The sequence below is a fragment of the Nocardioides palaemonis genome, from assembly GCF_018275325.1.
GTDB lineage: Bacteria > Actinomycetota > Actinomycetes > Propionibacteriales > Nocardioidaceae > Nocardioides > Nocardioides palaemonis.
The window spans coordinates 1,535,903-1,552,771 of record NZ_JAGVQR010000001.1; the positions used below are offsets into that span (position 1 = coordinate 1,535,903).

Here is a 16,869-nt window from a genome sequence, read left to right on the forward strand (position 1 = left end):
GACCGCCGGTCGAGGAGGGCGCCCGCGCCCGTCACGAGCCCCCTCAGACGGTCCGCTGCGTCGCCGCGGCGGCGAGGTCGGTGAGCACGCCGCGCGCGGTCGGGTCGACGTCGGCGGCCTCGAGCGCGGTGACGGCGCGGTCGGCGAGGTGGCCGATGACCTCCTCGACCTGCGCCCGCGCGCCCGACGCGTCGATGATGTCGCGGAGCTCGTCGACGTCGGCGGGCGAGAGCGGGGTGCCGAGCGCGGCGTCGAGCCGCGCGGCCGCAGCAGGTGAGGCGGCGTCCAGTGCCAGGGCGACCAGCACGGTGCGCTTGCCCTCGACCAGGTCGTCGCCGGCCGGCTTGCCGGTCTGGGCGGGGTCGCCGAAGACCCCGAGCAGGTCGTCGCGGAGCTGGAACGCCTCGCCCAGCGGGAGCCCGAAGCGGGTGAGCTGGTCGAGCTGGGCCGGCGTCGCGCCGGCGAGGCCGGCCCCGACGTGGAGCGGCCGCTCGATCGAGTACTTCGCGGACTTGTAGCGCAGCACCGTCATCGCGGTGTCGACGTCGGCCCGGCCGCGGGCCTGCACGGACACGTCGAGGAACTGCCCGGCGATCACCTCGTTGCGGCACTGCTCGAAGAGCGTCAGGCCGGGCCCGACCTCCTCGGGCGCGAAGCCGCTGTGCCGCAGGAGGTCCTCGGCCCAGCCGAGCAGGAGGTCGCCCAGCAAGATGGCGGCCGCGGCGCCGTACTGCTCGGCGTCGCCGCGCCACCCGGCGGAGCGGTGCTCGGCCTCGAACGCGCGGTGGGTGGCCGGGCGCCCGCGGCGGGTGTCGGAGGCGTCCATGAAGTCGTCGTGCACCAGAGCGCTGGCGTGCAGCACCTCCAGGGAGGCGCACGCGCGGGCCAGGGCCTGCTCGTCGGCGACCTCCGGGCGCACCGCCCGGTGGCCCCAGTGGCAGAAGGCCGCGCGGAACCGCTTCCCGCCGGTCACGGCCGTACGCGCCTCCGCCACCAGGCGGCCGGCGTCGGGGCCGAGGGGGGCGAGCTCCGCCGCCCGCTCGTCGAGGAACGCGTCGAGGACCTGCTGGACCTGGTCGCGGAAGTCTGCGGGGTCCCACGTCGTCACGCGGGCGAGCCTAACCAGTGGACACGGGCCGGGACGCATCGCCGTTCTCCGTAGGCTGGTGCCATGTCGACCGGTCGCGGCCTGAGCATGGGCGAGCTCCTCGCGCGCGGCGAGCGCTCGTTCTCCTTCGAGTTCTTCCCGCCCAAGGACGCCGCCGGCGAGGAGCAGCTCTGGCAGGCGATCACCGAGCTCGAGCCCTACGGCCCGACGTTCGTGTCGGTGACCTACGGAGCCGGTGGCACGACCCGCGACCGGACCGTCGCGATCACCGCCCGCATCGCCCGCGAGACCAGCATGCTGCCGGTCGCCCACCTCACCTGCGTCGGCCACACCACGCAGGAGCTCTCCGCCATCCTCGACGACCTCGCCGGCGCCGGGGTGCACCACGTGATGGCGCTCCGCGGCGACCCGCCCGGCGGACCCGGCTCACCCTGGACGCCCACCGACGGCGGCCTCACCTACGCCAGCGAGCTCGTCGCGCTGGTGCACCGCCGCCCCGACATGCGCATCGGCGTGGCGGCGTTCCCGGAGGGCCACGTCGACGCGGTCGACCTCGAGCAGGACGCCCGGGTGCTGCGCGCCAAGTACGACGCCGGTGCCGAGTTCGCGGTGACCGACATGGTGCTGCGCGCGTCCGACTACGTCGGGCTGGTCGAGCGGGCCGAGCGGGTCGGGGCGGACCTCCCGATCATCCCCGGCATCATGCCGATCCTGAACCTGCGCTCGATGGAGCGGATGGTCGAGTTCTCCGGTCGCCAGCTGCCCGACGAGGTCGTCGCCCGCCTCGCGCCGTTCGCCGAGGACCCCGCCGGGCTGCGCCAGGAGGGCATCGCGATCGCGACCGAGCTGTGCGAGGCGCTGCTCGACGCCGGCGCGCCGGGTCTGCACTTCTACACGCTCAACCGCTCGCGTGCGACCCGGGAGATCTTCGCCAACCTCCGCATCACGGTCTGAGGCGTCCCGGCAGCGCCCGGACTAGGTTGGGGCCATGCGCACCGTCACCGTCACCGGGACCGGCACCGCGCGGGTCACCCCCGACACGGCCGTCGTCCGCCTGTCCGCCCTCGCCCGAGGCGCGGGCGTGTCCGAGGCCTACGAGGCGATGGCCGCAGCGGCCGCGACCGTGGTCGACGTCGCCGCGCGCCACACCGACGAGCGCCGGATCGCCTCGACCGGCATCACCGTGTGGCCCTTCCACGACCACGAGGGCAGGCGCGAGGGCTACGAGGCGCGACACGGCTACGCCATCGCCTGTGCGGACCTCGCGGAGGCCGGCGCGATGCTCGCCGAGCTGGCCCGGGAGGTCGGCGACGGGCTCGCCGTCGACGGCGTCGCCCTGGAGGTCGCCGACGACACCGTGGCCGGCGGCAAGGCCCGCGAGGCCGCGTTCCACGACGCGCGCGAGCGGGCCGCGGCGCTCGCCCGGATGTCCGGGGCCGGCCTGGGCTCGGTGCAGACGGTCGTGGAGGGCGACCCGGCGTCCGGACCGGTGCCGGTCGCCAAGGTCGCGCTCGCGTCCGCGGGCGGCCTCGAGCCCGGCGAGGCGACCGTGACGTCGACGGTCACGGTCGTGTGGGAGCTCGCCTGATCAGGCGCGTCCGACCAGCTCGGCGACCAGCGCCGCGCTGAGCCCGGCGAACGGCAGGCCGGAGCCGGTGGTGGCGTGGGCGCCGACCGCGAGCACGCCCGCGACCGGTGTGCGGGGGCCCAGCCGCTGGCGCGCGGTCCGCGGACCCGCCCACCTCACTCCGTGCGGGGACCCCCCGAAGAGCTCCACGAGGTCGCGCGGCGTGCGGTCCACGCGGGTCACCACCTGACGGCGCACGTCGAGGCCGCGGCGGGCGAGCGCCACCAGCGGGTCCTCGACGAGGCGGCCGCGTGCCAGCACCGTCCAGGCGGCGCCCCCGTCCGGCGCGCGTCCTCCGGTCCGCACCACGAGCAGCGGGTCGCCGTGGAGCACCACCTCGTGCGGCAGGTCGGGGACCTCGCCGTCGAGGCCGACGTGGCACACGACCGGCGGGAACGCCGGGACGGTGCGCCGCACGTGGGCCGCGAGGGCCGGCAGCCGGCGCGGGTCCACCCCGACGACGACCACGTCGGCGTCCACCGTGCCGCTGCCGTCCGCCGTGCGGGTGCTGACGGCGACGACTCGGCCGTCGCGGACCACGAGGTCGCCCACCTCGGTGCCGGTGCGGACGTCGACGCGGCGCAGCGCGAGCCGCTCGGCCATCGCGGTGCCGAGGGCGGCCAGCCCGCCCGGGACGGTCCACGCACCGAAGCGCTGCTCGAGGTAGACGTCGACGCCGGCGAAGGTCGGCACGTCGCGCAGCGCGTGGCCGTCCATCACCAGCCGGTGGCCCGCGACGAGCCGCAGCCGCTCGTCGTCGAAGGCACGGCGCAGGCGCCGGTGCAGGGACTCGCGCCGCCCCAGCAGGTCGGTGAGCTCGCGCGGCGCGACGTCCGGGTCGAAGGGCCGCTCGAACCACTCCTTGCGCAGCAGCTCCCACACCTCGCCGTAGGACGCGACGTGGCCGACCCACTGGTGGCCGAGCCCGGGCCCGAGGCCCTCGAACGCCGCGAGCTGGGCCGCGCGGGAGCCGCCGGGGAGCGCGAGCCGCGAGCCGTCCTCGAAGCGGTGCTCGCGCACCAGGTCGAGCGGCGCGAGGTCGACCTCGCGCTCGAGCGGTCGCCCCGACTTGCGGAACAGGTCGCGCACCACGGCGGGCAGCAGGGTGCTCGCCGGACCCGCGTCCCACGCGAACCCGTCGGCCTCGACGCTCGTCAGCGCGCCCCCGACGTGGTCGGAGCGCTCGAGCAGCGTGACGTCGTGACCGAGCTTGGCGAGGCGCGCGGCCGCGGCCATCGCGCCGAAGCCGCCTCCGACCACCACGACACGCGCCACGGGGGAACCCTAGGTCCTCGCGGCGACCGTCAGCCGACCGGCTGCGCCGGTGCGCGACGCCTCCACCGGCGCCAGCCGCGCCGGACCAGCCGCCCGAGGACCAGGAGCAGCACCAGGCCCAGCAGGAGCAGCACGCCGGCGATCGCCGCCGCCGCGCGTGGGTGCTCCAGGGAGAACCAGACCACCGCGAGCACCGCGGCGTCCTCGGCGAGGCTCGCGAACACGTTGGTGACCGGCTCCAGCGAGGAGTTGAGGGCCAGCCGGCCGCCCGCCTTGGCCAGGTGGCTCAGCAGCGCGGTGCCACCTCCCACCACGCCACCGACCGCCTGCTCGAGGGTGTCGGCCTCGCCGGCGAGCAGGACGCCGATGACGGCACCGGCGGTGGGGCGGATCGCGGTGGAGACGACGTCCCAGGTGGAGTCGACGTAGGGGATCTTGTCCGCGACGAACTCCATCGCGTAGAGGAAGGTCGCGAGGGCGAGCACGTCCCACCGGCCCAGGACGTCCGGGATCGCCTCCGACCCGCCGAACCGGTCGGCGAGGCCGAGGACCAGCACGACGAGGTACGCGTTGACGCCGCTGGCCCAGCCGCTGGAGAAGGTGAGCGCGAGGGCGTCCACGCCTCAGTCCTCCGCGGCCGGCGGCTCGACGTCGACCTCGGCCGCACCGGTCATCGCGACGAGCTCGTCGTAGGTCGTGGAGAAGACCGCGGCCGGGTGCCCGGCTGCCGCCCACACGACCGGGTGCTGCCGCAGCCACGGGTCGATCCAGGTGGGGACCGGCGCCGGGTGGTCGATCGGGGAGACCCCGCCGATGACCTGGCCGGTGTGCTCGCGCACGAACTCGGGCGACGCGCGGCGCAGCCGTTCGACGCCGATGCGCTGCGCGACCGCGGCGGTGTCGACGCGGTGCGCCCCCGAGGTGAGGATCAGCACCGGCTCGCCCCCGGCGTCGAAGAGCAGGCTGTTGGCGATGGCGCCGACCTCACACCCCAGCGCCGCCGCGGCGAGTGCCGCGGTGTGGGCGCTGTCGGGCAGGATGACCACGTCGCCCGTGCCGCCGCGTCGGGTGTGCTCGCCTCGAAATGAGGTGATGGATGCGTGCTCGCTCGACATGATGCGAGCCTAGCGACGAGCGACGACGAGTCGTACGACGATTTCAAGGGGTGTGTGGATGGCGCGCGAGGTGCCGGGTTCCGTGGTCAACAGCGTGCGGCTGCTCGGGCTGATCGTGGCCACGGCCGGGGTGATCACGCTGCTCACCTGGCTGATGCGCGACGACGTGATCCTCGGGTGGGCCGAGGGCAACCCGTCGGCCCAGGACATCCTGGCCCAGGGCGGCATCGAGCAGCTGCGCGAGAGCCCGATCGTCCCGGGCTTCGTCGCCATCTCGCTCGTCGCCTTCGTCGGCTTCGCGCTGCTGTCGCTCGTGCTCGGGTCGTTCTTCCTCGGCGGGCACGGCTGGGCCCGCTTCGTCCTGACGGCGACGGTCGGCGTGGGGGTGCTCGTGGGCGCCGTCGCGCTCGACTCGCACCTGCCGACGATCTTCGTCGTCCTGGCCGCGCTCGTCATCGTCGAGGGCCTGGCGCTGGCCGTCCTGCTCTGGCGCCGCGACACCACGGCCTACCTCCGCGGCGAGCTCACCGGCGACCTCCACGGCGACCTCCGCGGCAGCTGACGCCCGCGCGCCCGGTCCGTCCTTGACGGGCTGTCGGTGGTGGGGTCTATCGTTCTCGGTGTTCGAACATCCGTTCGATGCGATCCGGGTGGCGGTGACCTCGACCCCACCGTCACCCGGGTCGGCCCGGGGTCGACCGAGGTGTCGAGGAGGCGCGATGAGGCAGTACGACGACCCCGTCGAGGTGCGACGGGGCGAGGCGGAGGACCCCGAGCAGTTCCTGTGGCGGGGACGCCTGTGGAAGGTGCGCGCGGTGGTCGCGCACTGGGTGGAGACCGGACCGTGGCGGCAGCCCGCCCCGCCGGGCCACGCGGTCGCCGGGGTCGGCACCGCCCGGTCCGCGGCGCGCGAGCTGTGGCGGGTCGAGGCGGGTCGGGGGATGCCGTCCGGCGTCCGGCTCGTCGACGGCGCGGAGCCGGCGGGTCACGGTGTGTTCGACCTGTCCTTCGACGGCACCGACGGGCGCTGGCAGCTCGTCGGGTGCCAGGACTGAGGTGGTGACCGTGGCGACCGCACCCCTGGGGCCGACCTCGGCGGCGACCCTGCCGGCCAGCTCCCACACCTACCTCGCCCGCTCCGCGACCTCGCTGAGCGACGCGATCACGGCCCGTGACGTCCCCACCCGCTACGCCTGCGCCCACGTCGCGGCCCTGTGCGCGGCCGCGGCCCTGCTCGCGGCGCGCGCCCGGCCCGCGCCGCGCGGGCGCCGGCAGAAGAACGCCTGGGTGCTGCTGTGCGAGGTCGCCCCCGAGCTCACCGAGTGGGCGACGTTCTTCGCCGCCGGCGCGGCCAAGCGCGCGGCTGCCGAGGCGGGGTCGACGCGTGCGGTCACCGAGCGCGAGGCCGACGACCTGGTGCGCGACGCCGACCGCTTCCTCGCGGTCGTCGAGCAGTCGCTGGGCCTGGTCCCGCACGCCAGCGTCGCCTGAGCGCCGAGCCGGGGAGCGAGCCGGGATGGAGCCGGGGATGAAGCCCGCCGGGCCCGCCGCGCCGCACGCACTAGGGTTGCCCGCATGCAGCAGCCCTCCGCGAGCGAGCGTCGCCAGTCCGTCCGCACCGGCGTGGTCTGGGACGGCGTACGCACCTTGCTGGAGACCGACCCGACGCTGCGCGAGCAGCAGGCCCGCATCGTCGACGTCGGCGGCGGCACCGGCGGGTTCGCCGTCCCGCTGGCCGAGCTCGGCCACCGGGTGCAGGTCATCGACCCCAGCCCGGACGCCCTCGCCTCCCTCGACCGCCGGGCCCGCGAGCGCGGCGTCGCCGACCGGGTCACCGGCCAGCAGGGCGACCTGTCCGACCTCGCCGACCTGGTCGACGAGGCCGACCTGGTGCTGTGCCACGGCGTGCTCGAGATGGTCGAGGACCCCGCGGCGTCGCTCGCGGCGATCGGCGGGGTGCTGCGCCCCGGCGGACACCTCAGCCTCGTCGTGGCCCAGCGCCACGCGGCCGTCGTCGCGCGCGCCATGGCGGGTCACTTCCAGGCTGCCCGCGAGCTGCTCGACGGTGGTCCCGCCGCGGGCCGCGGCGGCCGGCGGTTCACCCACGACGAGGTGGACGACCTGCTCCGCGGCGCCGGGCTCGACCCGACGACGGTCCACGGCGTCCGGGTCTTCGCCGACCTGGCGCCGGGCAGCCTCCTCGACCTCGAGCCCGGCGCGACGGCGGCCCTCGTCGAGCTCGAGCGGTCGGTGGCGACCCGCCCGGAGTACCGTCCGCTCGCGGCCCAGCTCCACGTGCTCGCCCGACGCTGACCCTGCCGCCCCGTCGTCCGGGGGCGTGCGGTGACCGACACCCCGCTGCTGCACGTCGACATGGACGCCTTCTTCGCCTCCGTGGCGCTGCGGGAGCGGCCGGACCTGGTCGACGAGCCGGTGGTCGTCGGTGGCAGCGGGCGCGGGGTCGTGCTGGCCGCCAACTACGTCGCACGCCGCTACGGCATCCGCTCGGCGCTGCCGATGGGCCGGGTGCGGGCGCTGTGCCCGCACGTCACGGTCCTGCCGCCGGACTACGACAGCTTCACCAGGGTGTCGGCCTCGGTGATGGAGACCTTCCGTGAGGTGACCCCCCTCGTCGAGGCGTTCTCGCTGGACGAGGCGTTCCTCGACGTCCGGGGCTCCACGCGCCGGCTCGGACCACCGGAGGTGATCGCCGAGCGGCTGCGCGCCACGATCCACGACGAGCAGGGCATCACCTGCTCGGTCGGGGTGGCCGGGTCGGTGTCGGTCGCCAAGGTCGCGAGCCGGCGCGCGAAGCCCGACGGGGTGCTGGTGGTCCGACCCGACGAGGTCGCCTCGTTCCTCCACCCGCTCGACGTCGGCGAGCTCTACGGTGTGGGCGAGAAGACCCGCGCGATGCTCCACCGCCGCGGCCTGGTGACCGTCGCCGACCTCGCCCGACTGCCGGTGGCCGAGCTGCAGCAGGCCGTCGGCCGACACCTCGGCCAGCACCTCCACCACCTCGCGTGGGGCACCGATCGCACCGACCTGGTGCCGCGGGCGGTCCACCAGGAGCCCGACCGGTCGATGGGTGCCGACGAGACCTTCGCGAGCGACTCCGACGACCGGGAGGTGATCGTCCGCGAGCTGCTGCGGCTCTCCGCGCGGGTGGCCGCCCGGATGCGTGCGGCGGGGGTCGCCGGTCGCACCGTCACGCTCAAGGTGCGCTTCTCCGACTTCACCACGATCACCCGCTCGCGCACCCTGCCCGACGTCACCGACGTGACGGTCGAGGTGCACCGCGTGGTCGTCCGGCTCTTCGACGCGCTCGACCTGCACCGCACCCGCGTCAGGTTGGTGGGCGTCCGGGTCGAGGGGCTGGTGCCGCGCGCGAGCGTCCAGCGCCAGCTCGTCCTGGGCGAGCCCGCCCACGGCTGGGAGGACGCCGACCGGGCGGTGGACCGGGCGACCCGGCGCTTCGGGTCGTCCGCGGTGCGTCCGGCGCGGCTGGTGTGAGCCCGGCCCGGCCGAATCCGGTCCGTGATTTTTCGGGGACGCCTACCGTAGCGACAGGACCGTGCCTAGACTTGCTGGCAGAAGGTGAGGAGGAACCGTGGAGCTCTCCGAGGAAGAACTGCGACTGCTCGAGCAGATGGAGCGCGCCCTCGTCGAGGAGGACCCCAAGTTCGCCTCCACCCTGCGCGGCACGTCGTTCCAGCGCACCGCCCGCCGACGGATGATCCTCGGTGGCGTGATCCTCGCCCTCGGCATCGGCCTGCTGGTGCTGGCCGTGCTGCTCGATCTGTCCGCCGTGCTGCAGACGGTCATCGGCGTCGCCGGCTTCGTCGTGATGCTCGGGGGTGCGGTCCTCGCGCTCACGTCCGCGCGGTCGCCCGCCGCACCGGCCAAGGTGCGCTCATCCGGCCGTTCCGGCCTCGGCGTCGTCGACGGCGGTCGCATGCACCGCCCGCACCGTCCCGGTCGCCAGCGCAACGGCAGCCCCTTCATGGAGCGCGTCGAGGAGCGGTGGCGCCGCCGCCGCGAGCGCGGCCTCTGATCATCGCCCGCTGACCGCCACGCGCGGTCACCGGTCACGGTCTCCGTGGCGACCGTGAGTCGGTCGCGCAGTCCCGGTGACGCCCGGTGAGCCCCACGACAAGATCGTGCAGTCCTGGTGCCGCCGGGTGACCCCGGGTCTCCACGATCCGGCTGGAGTCCCCGGCCATCCGGGGACTCCCAGCGGCCGCGCCTCCCTCAGCCGACCAGCTCGTCGACGGTCTGCGCGGCCTGCGCGTCGGGGCCCGCGTCGCCGCTCCGCGGTCGCGAGCGCCACGTCGTACGCCGTCCGACGACCGAGGCCGGCCACCAGGCGGCCCGTCGCACCTCGCGCGGGGTGACGCCGGCGGCCAGGGACTCCTCGACCAGCTCGGCGTCGGCGCGGAAGACCTCCGCGGTGTAGGCCTCGGGGTCGCGGGCATAGCGACTGCGCTCGAGCGCCGCGACCAACCGGTCGAGGGCCTGCGCCGCCTCCGGCGCCTGGTCGCGTCCGCGACGGGGGCGGTCGGGTCGGTCCCGGCCGGCGACGGGGCGGCCCAGCAGCCGGCCGAGCCACTCGCCCGTGCGCCGGGGGCTGCGACCCGGCGGCCAGGCGTGGCCGAGGTCGCGCGTGACGTCCTGGAGCTCGCGCCACAGGTCCTCGATGTCGCCTCCGAGCCGACGGCGACGCCGCGCAGCGCGCACCAGCCGGGGGCTCGCCAGGAGGGCGCCGAGCGCGACCACGCCGAGCAGCCCGGCGAGGACCGGCACCCACGGGATGCTCGAGCCCTCCTCGTCGGCGGTGCCGGAGTCTGCGCTCGGCGACTCGCCGCGGTCGGGCAGCAGCTCGGTCGAGCGGGACGCGCTGGGGCTCGGCGACTCGGGCACCGGCGCGAACTCCGCGGTGGTGTAGCCGGGCACCTGGCCGGCGCGCGCCTGGGGCGTCGGCTCGAACCGGACCCAGCCGGAGCCCGGGAAGTAGAGCTCGGGCCAGGCGTGCAGGTCGTGGGAGGAGAACTCCCACGAGCCGTTGGTGGCCCGCTCGGGCGTCAGGAACCCGACCGCCACCCGGCTCGGGATGCCGAGCACGCGCGCCATGATCGCCATGGACGCGGCGAACTGCTCGCAGTAGCCCACCCGGTCGTCGAGGAACGCCAGCAGGTCGGCGCCGCCGCTGCCGGCCGACTCGACCTGCCCCTTGTCGTAGCGGAAGCCGCCGTCCTCGCGGAACCAGCGCTGCAGGACCTGGGCCTTCTGGAAGCGGGTGGGGGCATCCGCGGTGACGCTCGCGGCGAGGCGGCGGATCTCGTTGTTGAGGGTCGGCGGGACGTCGGTGTAGTAGCCCGGGACCGACCCGGCACCCGAGACCGCGACGTTCATCGCCTGCTCGTCGTAGTCGAGCTCCACGCCGGTGAAGTCATAGCTGGTGTCCGCCGTGGTGACGTCGCGGGCGGCGATGAAGTCGCGCGTGTTGAGGTCGTAGCGCCAGTCCGTGCCGGCGGAGATCCGCGTCACCTGCTCGGTCGTGGGCAGCCAGGTGGAGCTGAAGTCGGGGCCGACCCGGACGTCGTACTTGAACTCCTTGCGCGGCACGGACACCGCGACGCCGTCGAGCGGCGGCAGGGTCCCGGTCGCGGTCTGGGTCGGGGGGATCTCGCGGTCGCCCGACGTCCACGCCTCGCCGTTGAACCGGGTGAGCACCGACATGCGCAGGTAGCTGGGTCGGGGCCCCGGGGTGGTGACCCACAGCAGCGGGATGTCCTTGCCCTGGCTCAGGTTGCGCCGCAGGTCGACCATCGGGTCCTTGACCTGCACCTCGCGGGTCCCGGGCCCGTTGCCGTCGAAGACCGACATGCTCATCGTCGGCACCACGACCGGGACGACCACGGCGAGGGCGATGGCGGCGCTGCCGAGCCCGACGGCGGTGTTGCTGATCGCCCCGGTGCGCACCGAGAACGCGCCGCGCTCGCCGTCCGGGGCCCGGCCCCAGCTCGCGACGTGGTCGCTGTGCTGGATGAAGACCAGGGTGAGGAACAGCGCGGAGACGCCCGCGAAGAGCCACCACGACACGGCCTCGCCGGTGACGGCGACGGGCAGCGTGTACGCCGCCAGCAGCACCAGGCCAGCGACCGGCGCCCGGCGCAGCGTGCAGGCGAGCACGTCGACGGCCAGGAGGACCAGCGTGCCGCCGATCAGCAGCAGCGGGTGGACCGGCGGGACGCCCGGCTGCACCGGGGCGGCGTACTGCCGCGAGCTCTCCAGCGCGCTCTGGAGCGCGGCCACGAAGGCGTCGACGTTGCCGGGGGTCGGCAGCGGCGAGCCGGTGGTGGTGCCGAGCACCAGCAGGGCGCCGACGACGAGCTGGCCCAGCACGACGACGGCCACCGGGATGCGGCTCCACCGCGCGACGGCGCCGCCGCCGGCCAGCACGACACCGATGAACAGCAGCGGGAAGCCGACCTCGGCGAAGCCGCTGGTGAGGACCCGCCACGACAGCACCGTCGTCCAGGCCGTGAGCGCCGCCACCAGCGAGACCCGGAGCTGGTGCGGGAGCGTGCTCCACGAGGCGGGGGATCCGGTCAGCGTCCTCATCGTGCCGCTCCTGCCGCGGCGGTGGCGCGGTTGTGCATCAGGCCCAGCTCCTGCCAGGCGGTGTCGAGGCGGTCACGCGGCCCGAGGGTGACCGAGCGCCAGCCGCTGGCAGTCAGCTGCGAGGCCGCGCCCGGGCCGGGCTGCACCGGCAGGTGCGGCGCCCAGGCATCGACGTCCAGCGCGATCGCGAGGCTGGACGACGCGTGGTGCTGGAGCCGCCGCAGGAACGGGAGGTCGTGCTCGGCGAGCCCGCCGAAGACGCCGACGACGAGCCCGCCGTGCCCGGGCTCGGCGAGCCACTGGGTGTCGGGGGCGGGGGAGTGGTCGAGCTGGACGACGGCGAGGGCCTCGAGCAGCGGGATCGTGCTCGCCTCGGCCGTCTGCGAGTGCCACTGGGTCTCGCGGCTGTCGCCCGAGGCGGTGACCAGTCGCACCGTGTAGCCGTGGTGGGTGAGGTGCACCGCGATCGACGCGGCCGCCGACACGGCGCCCTCCAGCGAGCTGGCCGCACCCTGGCCGCGGTGCGAGGTGCCGCGGTTGTCGAGGAAGACCGTCGCCCGGGACTGCCAGGGCTGCTCCTCGCGGCGCACCATCAGATCGCCGACGCGCGCCGAGCTGCGCCAGTGGACGCGCCGCAGGTCGTCACCGCGGCGGTACTCGCGCACCGTCACGTCCTCGGCGCTGCCGGTCGCGAAGGCCCGCGGCCGGTTGTCGCCCGACCCGGTCCACGCGCCGCCGAGCGGGATGCTCGGCAAGGTGGTGGTCCGCGGCGTCACGGTGAGGCGGGTCGTGGCGTGGAAGGTGCGGCCGAGCTCGACGAGGCCGAACGGGTCGGTGACGCGCACGGTCATCGGGCCGATGTCGAACTGGCCGCGCAGCTCGGAACGCACCTGGTAGGTCGCGTGCCGGCGCCAGCCGTGACCGAGGCCCTCCAGCACGAACCGCGGACGGGTGCCGAGGACGTAGGGGAGGCGCTCCTCGAGCAGCAGCACCCCGGTCGGGGTGCGGGACTCGTTGGCCACGGTGAGCTCGACGGTCGCCGGCTGGCCGGCCGAGACCAGCTGCGGTGAGACCGTCCGGACCAGCGCGAGCCGGTAGCGCGAGCGGCCGATCCACCAGGCGGTGAGCAGGGGTAGCACCGCGACCAGCACGCCGATGCGCACGATCGAGGAGTGACCGACCACCACCGCGGCCACGACCGTGGTGATTCCGGCGGCGAGGAACGCCCGTCCGCGGACGGTCAGTGCGGCGAGGGCCTCACGCACGGCTGCCACGGGGGATCGAGGTGGAGCCCGAGGTGGCGTCGGGAGCCGACGGCACCGGCACCGACTCGACGATGCCGGACAGGATCGCGGCGGTCGTGCGCCCGCTCATCGTCGCCTCGACGTTGGGCAGCAGCCGGTGCGCGAGCACCGGCGAGGTGATGCCGTGGATGTCGTCGGGGAGCACGTAGTCGCGCCCCTGGGTCGCGGCGACCGCCTTCGCCGCCCGCACCAGGTGGAGCGTGGCGCGCGGGGAGGCACCGAGGTGCAGGTCGGGGCTGGTGCGGGTCGCGGTCGTGAGCGCGACGGCGTAGCGGTGGACGGCGGGCGCCACGTGCACCCGGCCGACGATCTCGATCACCTTGCGGATCTCGCCCGCGTCGGTCACCGGCTCGAGGTCGTCGAGCGGGTTGTGCGAGGTGTGGCCCTCGAGCATCGCGATCTCCGCGGACTCGACCGGGTAGCCGACCGAGACGCGCGCCATGAAGCGGTCGCGCTGGGCCTCGGGGAGGGCGTACGTGCCCTCCATCTCGATCGGGTTCTGGGTCGCGATGACCATGAACGGCTTCTCGAGCTGGTAGGTCGCGTTGTCGACGGTGACCTGGCGCTCCTCCATGCACTCGAGCAGCGCGGACTGCGTCTTGGGCGAGGCACGGTTGATCTCGTCGCCGACCACGATGTTGGCGAAGACGCCGCCCGGGCGGAACTCGAACTCGCGCGTGTTCTGGTTGAAGATCGAGACGCCGGTGACGTCCGAGGGCAGCAGGTCGGGCGTGAACTGGATGCGGCGCACCGACGAGTCGATGCTGCGCGCCAGCGCCTTGCTCAGCTGGGTCTTGCCGACCCCCGGGACGTCCTCGATCAGCAGGTGTCCCTCGGCCAGCAGCACGACCAGCGCGGCGTTGACCACGTCCGGCTTGCCGGCGATCACCTGCTCGATGTTGTGCCGGACCGCGCCGGTCACCCGGCGCACGGTGTCCAGGTCAGGTGCCGTCCCGGCGGCCTGTCCGGTTGCCCCAGTCGTCACGTCGTGCCGTCCCCTCGCTCGCAGTCCCCACCCCACGGTATGTGGTCCGCGCAACATACCTGTCCACAGCAGACGGGCGCCGCGTCCCGCCGCCCCACTTTCCCCCACCACCGGCGGCCCGTTTCCCCCACCGGCGCTCCACCTGGGCCAGGCCGAGCGTGGATCCGGGCGATTCCACGCTCAGAGCGGCCGTGGCGCGCGGTTCACCCACCGCCCCGACGGGTGCCCCACGGGCGAAATTCGTGCGCTCGACACGCTCGTTCTGGTTGACGGTGGAGCGAAGTGGAGTAATGTGGTGCGAAGTGGGGGACAGGGTCGAAACTGCCCGCCGAGCTGGGGAGGTGCCGGATGTTCTTCGGCACCTACACGCCCAAGCTCGACGAGAAGGGGCGGCTCTTCCTCCCGGCGAAGTTCAGGGACGAGCTGACGGAGGGACTCGTGGTGACCAGGGGACAGGAGCGCTGCCTCACCGTCTGGTCGCTGGAGGACTTCGGCCGGCTCACCGACCGGCTCCGCGAGGCGCCGGTCACGCAGAAGAGCACCCGTGACTACGTCCGCATGCTGTTCGCCGCCGCCAGCCAGGAGGTGCCGGACAAGCAGGGCCGGATCAACATCCCGGCCCCGCTGCGGGAGTACGCGTCGCTCCGCAAGGAGTGCGTGGTCATCGGGTCGATGAACCGGATCGAGATCTGGGACCCGACCGCGTGGGCCACCTACTCCGAGGAGCAGGAGCAGAAGTTCTCCGAGCTCAGCGACGAGGTCTTCCCCGGGATCTGATCCCGCACCGCCGGCACGACCGCCACACCACAACAGCACAGCTGACATCGAGGACCGCACCACCAGGTCTCGAGCCCGCTCCCACTGAGCGCCGTCTGGGGCACTTCCCCGGCTTCAGAAGGCACTTCCCCATCAGGGGAGCGGGCAGGGACCTGGTGCGGCGGCTCACCCCGTGCCACACGACGGGGGGTGTCAGTCGCACCGCCAGCAGCCAGCACCTTCAGCACCGTCAGCCAGCACCTTCAGCACCACCGAGTGGGGTCGAGACCATGAGCAGCACCCAGCCCTGGGAGCGCACCAGCGCGGCGCCGCCGCTGCGGGTGCGCGACCAGGCGCGCGAGGCCGCGGTGCTCGTCGCCTTCTCGGCCGCCACCGCCAGCGCCCTGGCGCTCGGGCTCCTCCTGCTGACCCGTCTGGGACTCCAGGGCTGACGTCGTGAGCACCCCCAGCCACGCCCCGGTGCTGCTCGACCGGGTCGTCGCCCTGCTGGCGCCCGCGCTCGAGCGCCCCGGCTCGGTCTACGTCGACTGCACGCTCGGCCTCGGCGGCCACAGCGAGGCGGTCCTCCAGCGTCTCCCCGAGGCCCGCGTCGTCGGCATCGACCGCGACCCCGAGGCGTTGCGGATGTCGCGCGAGCGGCTCGCGTCCTTCGGCGAGCGCTTCACCGCCGTCCACGCCGTCTACGACGAGCTGCCCGACGTCGTCGCCGGCCTCGGCCTCGAGCACGTCGACGCCGTGTTCTTCGACCTCGGCGTCTCCTCCATGCAGCTCGACGTCCGCGAGCGCGGCTTCGCCTACGCCGAGGACGCGCCCCTCGACATGCGGATGGACCCCACGACGGGCCCGACCGCCGCCGACCTGCTCAACACCGCCACCGCCCAGGAGCTCACCCGCGTCCTGCGCGAGTACGGCGAGGAGAAGTTCGCGAGCCGGATCGCCCGCGAGGTCGTGCGGCGTCGGGCGTCGACGCCCTTCACCACCAGCGCCGACCTCGTCGAGCTGCTCTACGCCACGATCCCGGCGCCGGCCCGCCGCACCGGGGGCCACCCGGCCAAGCGCACCTTCCAGGCGCTGCGGATGGCCGTCAACGACGAGCTCGGCGTCCTGCGCCGCGCGATCCCCGCCTCCCTCGACGTCATCGGCGTCGGCGGGCGCGTGGTCGTCGAGTCCTACCACTCGCTGGAGGACCGGCTGGTCAAGCGGGCCTTCGCCGACGCGACCCGCCTCGACGTGCCCCCGGACCTGCCCTTCGTGCCGGAGGGCGCCGAGCCCGCGCTGCGCCTGGTCACCCGTGGCGCCGAGCAGGCCGACGAGCACGAGATCGCCGAGAACCCCCGGGCCGCCTCGGTCCGCCTGCGCGCCGTCGAGCGCGTCCTGCCCGCACCCCGCTCCGCCTCCCGCCACCTTCCCCCTGGAGTCGCCCGATGAGCAGCCCCGCCCTGCAGCCACGCCTCACCCGGATCGCCCAGGAGGCGGTCGACCGGGCCCGCCTCACCGTCGTCCCGCGGGTGCGCACCCGCGCGCCGCGGGTGCCGTTCGTGACGCTGGTCAGCCTGGTCCTCGTGGGCGGCATCGTCGGGCTCCTCCTCTTCAACACCTCCATGCAGCAGGCGTCGTTCTCCGCCTCGAACCTCGAGGACCAGGCCGACGCCCTCGCCGCGCGCGAGCAGACGCTGCGCATGGAGCTCGACGACCTCCGCGACCCGCAGCGGGTCGCCACCCAGGCGCAGCAGATGGGCATGGTCATCCCGACCGCCCCCGTGTTCCTCGACCTGCGCACCGGCAAGACCACCGGCGTGCGCACCCCGGCCACCCGCGAGGACGCGGTGCAGCTGCTCCCGCCGGCCCCGCAGATGCCGTCCGTGCTCGCCCCGCCGGCCACCACCGTGACCGTCCCGCCGCCGGCCGCGACCCCCGAGGTGGCGACGACGACGCGCGAGCGCGCCGGGCAGGGCACAAAGCGCAACCGCTGACGGCGCGGCCGCCCGGAACGGCGTCACGCCACCCCTAGATTGACCGACAGGTCCGCCGGACGGCCGGACCACGAAGAGGAG

19 protein-coding genes are annotated in these 16,869 nt (G+C 74.7%); 12 read left to right on the plus strand and 7 right to left on the minus strand.

The window, feature by feature from the left end; genetic code table 11:
• Nucleotides 1-43: 43 nt before the first annotated feature.
• Complete coding sequence (locus KDN32_RS07500; protein ID WP_307853821.1) at nucleotides 44-1,108, minus strand: polyprenyl synthetase family protein; 1,065 nt, start codon at nucleotides 1,106-1,108, stop codon at nucleotides 44-46.
• A gap of 63 nt (nucleotides 1,109-1,171) precedes the next feature.
• Here KDN32_RS07500 and metF point away from each other — a divergent pair, with 63 nt between their 5' ends.
• Both metF and KDN32_RS07510 read left to right on the plus strand, forming a co-directional pair.
• Nucleotides 1,172-2,062, plus strand: a complete 891-nt coding sequence (gene metF / locus KDN32_RS07505; RefSeq protein WP_211731405.1) for a methylenetetrahydrofolate reductase [NAD(P)H] — start codon at nucleotides 1,172-1,174, stop codon at nucleotides 2,060-2,062.
• 34 nt (nucleotides 2,063-2,096) lie between these two features.
• Entirely contained in the window at nucleotides 2,097-2,696 is a 600-nt protein-coding gene (locus KDN32_RS07510; RefSeq protein ID WP_211731406.1) for an SIMPL domain-containing protein, read from the plus strand.
• On the opposite strand, the gene KDN32_RS07515 is transcribed toward KDN32_RS07510, so the two are convergent.
• The 3 genes from KDN32_RS07515 to KDN32_RS07525 are packed head-to-tail and all read right to left on the minus strand — an operon-like array spanning nucleotide 2,697 to nucleotide 5,125.
• Complete coding sequence (locus KDN32_RS07515) at nucleotides 2,697-4,010, minus strand: phytoene desaturase family protein (protein WP_211731407.1); 1,314 nt, start codon at nucleotides 4,008-4,010, stop codon at nucleotides 2,697-2,699. It abuts the gene before it with no gap.
• A gap of 29 nt (nucleotides 4,011-4,039) precedes the next feature.
• The gene (locus KDN32_RS07520) at nucleotides 4,040-4,630 is read right to left on the minus strand and encodes a DUF4126 domain-containing protein (RefSeq protein WP_211731408.1); all 591 of its coding nucleotides are present in this window, start codon (nucleotides 4,628-4,630) and stop codon (nucleotides 4,040-4,042) included.
• A gap of 3 nt (nucleotides 4,631-4,633) precedes the next feature.
• Nucleotides 4,634-5,125, minus strand: coding sequence for a YbaK/EbsC family protein (locus KDN32_RS07525; protein WP_211731409.1), 492 nt, complete (start codon nucleotides 5,123-5,125; stop codon nucleotides 4,634-4,636).
• A gap of 58 nt (nucleotides 5,126-5,183) precedes the next feature.
• Here KDN32_RS07525 and KDN32_RS07530 point away from each other — a divergent pair, with 58 nt between their 5' ends.
• The 6 genes from KDN32_RS07530 to KDN32_RS07555 all read left to right on the plus strand — a co-directional run bounded on the left by KDN32_RS07530 (nucleotide 5,184) and on the right by KDN32_RS07555 (nucleotide 9,179).
• Nucleotides 5,184-5,687, plus strand: coding sequence for a hypothetical protein (locus KDN32_RS07530; protein ID WP_211731410.1), 504 nt, complete (start codon nucleotides 5,184-5,186; stop codon nucleotides 5,685-5,687).
• Nucleotides 5,688-5,844: 157 nt separating this feature from the next.
• Nucleotides 5,845-6,180 carry a DUF6504 family protein gene (locus KDN32_RS07535; protein ID WP_211731411.1) on the plus strand — a complete coding sequence of 112 codons (336 nt, stop codon included), beginning with the start codon at nucleotides 5,845-5,847 and terminating at the stop codon, nucleotides 6,178-6,180.
• 10 nt (nucleotides 6,181-6,190) lie between these two features.
• Nucleotides 6,191-6,616 (plus strand): SAV_6107 family HEPN domain-containing protein, encoded by a 426-nt coding sequence (locus tag KDN32_RS07540; protein ID WP_307853822.1) that lies wholly within the window; start codon nucleotides 6,191-6,193, stop codon nucleotides 6,614-6,616.
• An 84-nt stretch (nucleotides 6,617-6,700) separates the two neighbouring features.
• Nucleotides 6,701-7,438, plus strand: a complete 738-nt coding sequence (locus KDN32_RS07545) for a class I SAM-dependent methyltransferase (RefSeq protein WP_211731412.1) — start codon at nucleotides 6,701-6,703, stop codon at nucleotides 7,436-7,438.
• Between the two features lie 30 nt (nucleotides 7,439-7,468).
• The gene (gene dinB, locus KDN32_RS07550; RefSeq protein WP_307853823.1) at nucleotides 7,469-8,638 is read left to right on the plus strand and encodes a DNA polymerase IV; all 1,170 of its coding nucleotides are present in this window, start codon (nucleotides 7,469-7,471) and stop codon (nucleotides 8,636-8,638) included.
• 97 nt (nucleotides 8,639-8,735) lie between these two features.
• Complete coding sequence (locus KDN32_RS07555; protein ID WP_211731413.1) at nucleotides 8,736-9,179, plus strand: SCO2097 family morphological protein; 444 nt, start codon at nucleotides 8,736-8,738, stop codon at nucleotides 9,177-9,179.
• 197 nt (nucleotides 9,180-9,376) lie between these two features.
• On the opposite strand, the gene KDN32_RS07560 is transcribed toward KDN32_RS07555, so the two are convergent.
• The 3 genes from KDN32_RS07560 to KDN32_RS07570 are packed head-to-tail and all read right to left on the minus strand — an operon-like array spanning nucleotide 9,377 to nucleotide 14,038.
• Complete coding sequence (locus tag KDN32_RS07560) at nucleotides 9,377-11,749, minus strand: transglutaminase TgpA family protein (RefSeq protein ID WP_211731414.1); 2,373 nt, start codon at nucleotides 11,747-11,749, stop codon at nucleotides 9,377-9,379.
• Nucleotides 11,746-13,023 carry a DUF58 domain-containing protein gene (locus KDN32_RS07565; RefSeq protein ID WP_307853824.1) on the minus strand — a complete coding sequence of 426 codons (1,278 nt, stop codon included), beginning with the start codon at nucleotides 13,021-13,023 and terminating at the stop codon, nucleotides 11,746-11,748. The genes KDN32_RS07560 and KDN32_RS07565 overlap by 4 nt, the downstream gene beginning before the upstream one ends.
• A complete protein-coding gene (locus KDN32_RS07570; RefSeq protein WP_307853825.1) occupies nucleotides 13,007-14,038 on the minus strand; it encodes an AAA family ATPase in 1,032 nt (343 codons plus the stop codon). The genes KDN32_RS07565 and KDN32_RS07570 overlap by 17 nt, the downstream gene beginning before the upstream one ends.
• Before the next feature lie 348 nt (nucleotides 14,039-14,386).
• Between KDN32_RS07570 and mraZ the strand changes: the two genes are divergently transcribed.
• The 4 genes from mraZ (at nucleotide 14,387) to ftsL (ending at nucleotide 16,788) form a co-directional block, all read left to right on the plus strand.
• On the plus strand, nucleotides 14,387-14,815 hold the full coding sequence (gene mraZ / locus KDN32_RS07575; RefSeq protein WP_129428430.1) for a division/cell wall cluster transcriptional repressor MraZ: 429 nt from the start codon (nucleotides 14,387-14,389) through the stop codon (nucleotides 14,813-14,815).
• 269 nt (nucleotides 14,816-15,084) lie between these two features.
• Nucleotides 15,085-15,246: a hypothetical protein gene (locus KDN32_RS07580; RefSeq protein ID WP_211731416.1), complete on the plus strand. Its 162-nt coding sequence runs from the start codon at nucleotides 15,085-15,087 to the stop codon at nucleotides 15,244-15,246.
• 4 nt (nucleotides 15,247-15,250) lie between these two features.
• On the plus strand, nucleotides 15,251-16,243 hold the full coding sequence (gene rsmH, locus KDN32_RS07585; RefSeq protein WP_211731417.1) for a 16S rRNA (cytosine(1402)-N(4))-methyltransferase RsmH: 993 nt from the start codon (nucleotides 15,251-15,253) through the stop codon (nucleotides 16,241-16,243).
• Entirely contained in the window at nucleotides 16,240-16,788 is a 549-nt protein-coding gene (gene ftsL / locus KDN32_RS07590) for a cell division protein FtsL (RefSeq protein ID WP_211731418.1), read from the plus strand. The genes rsmH and ftsL overlap by 4 nt, the downstream gene beginning before the upstream one ends.
• The last annotated feature ends 81 nt before the right edge of the window (nucleotides 16,789-16,869 follow it).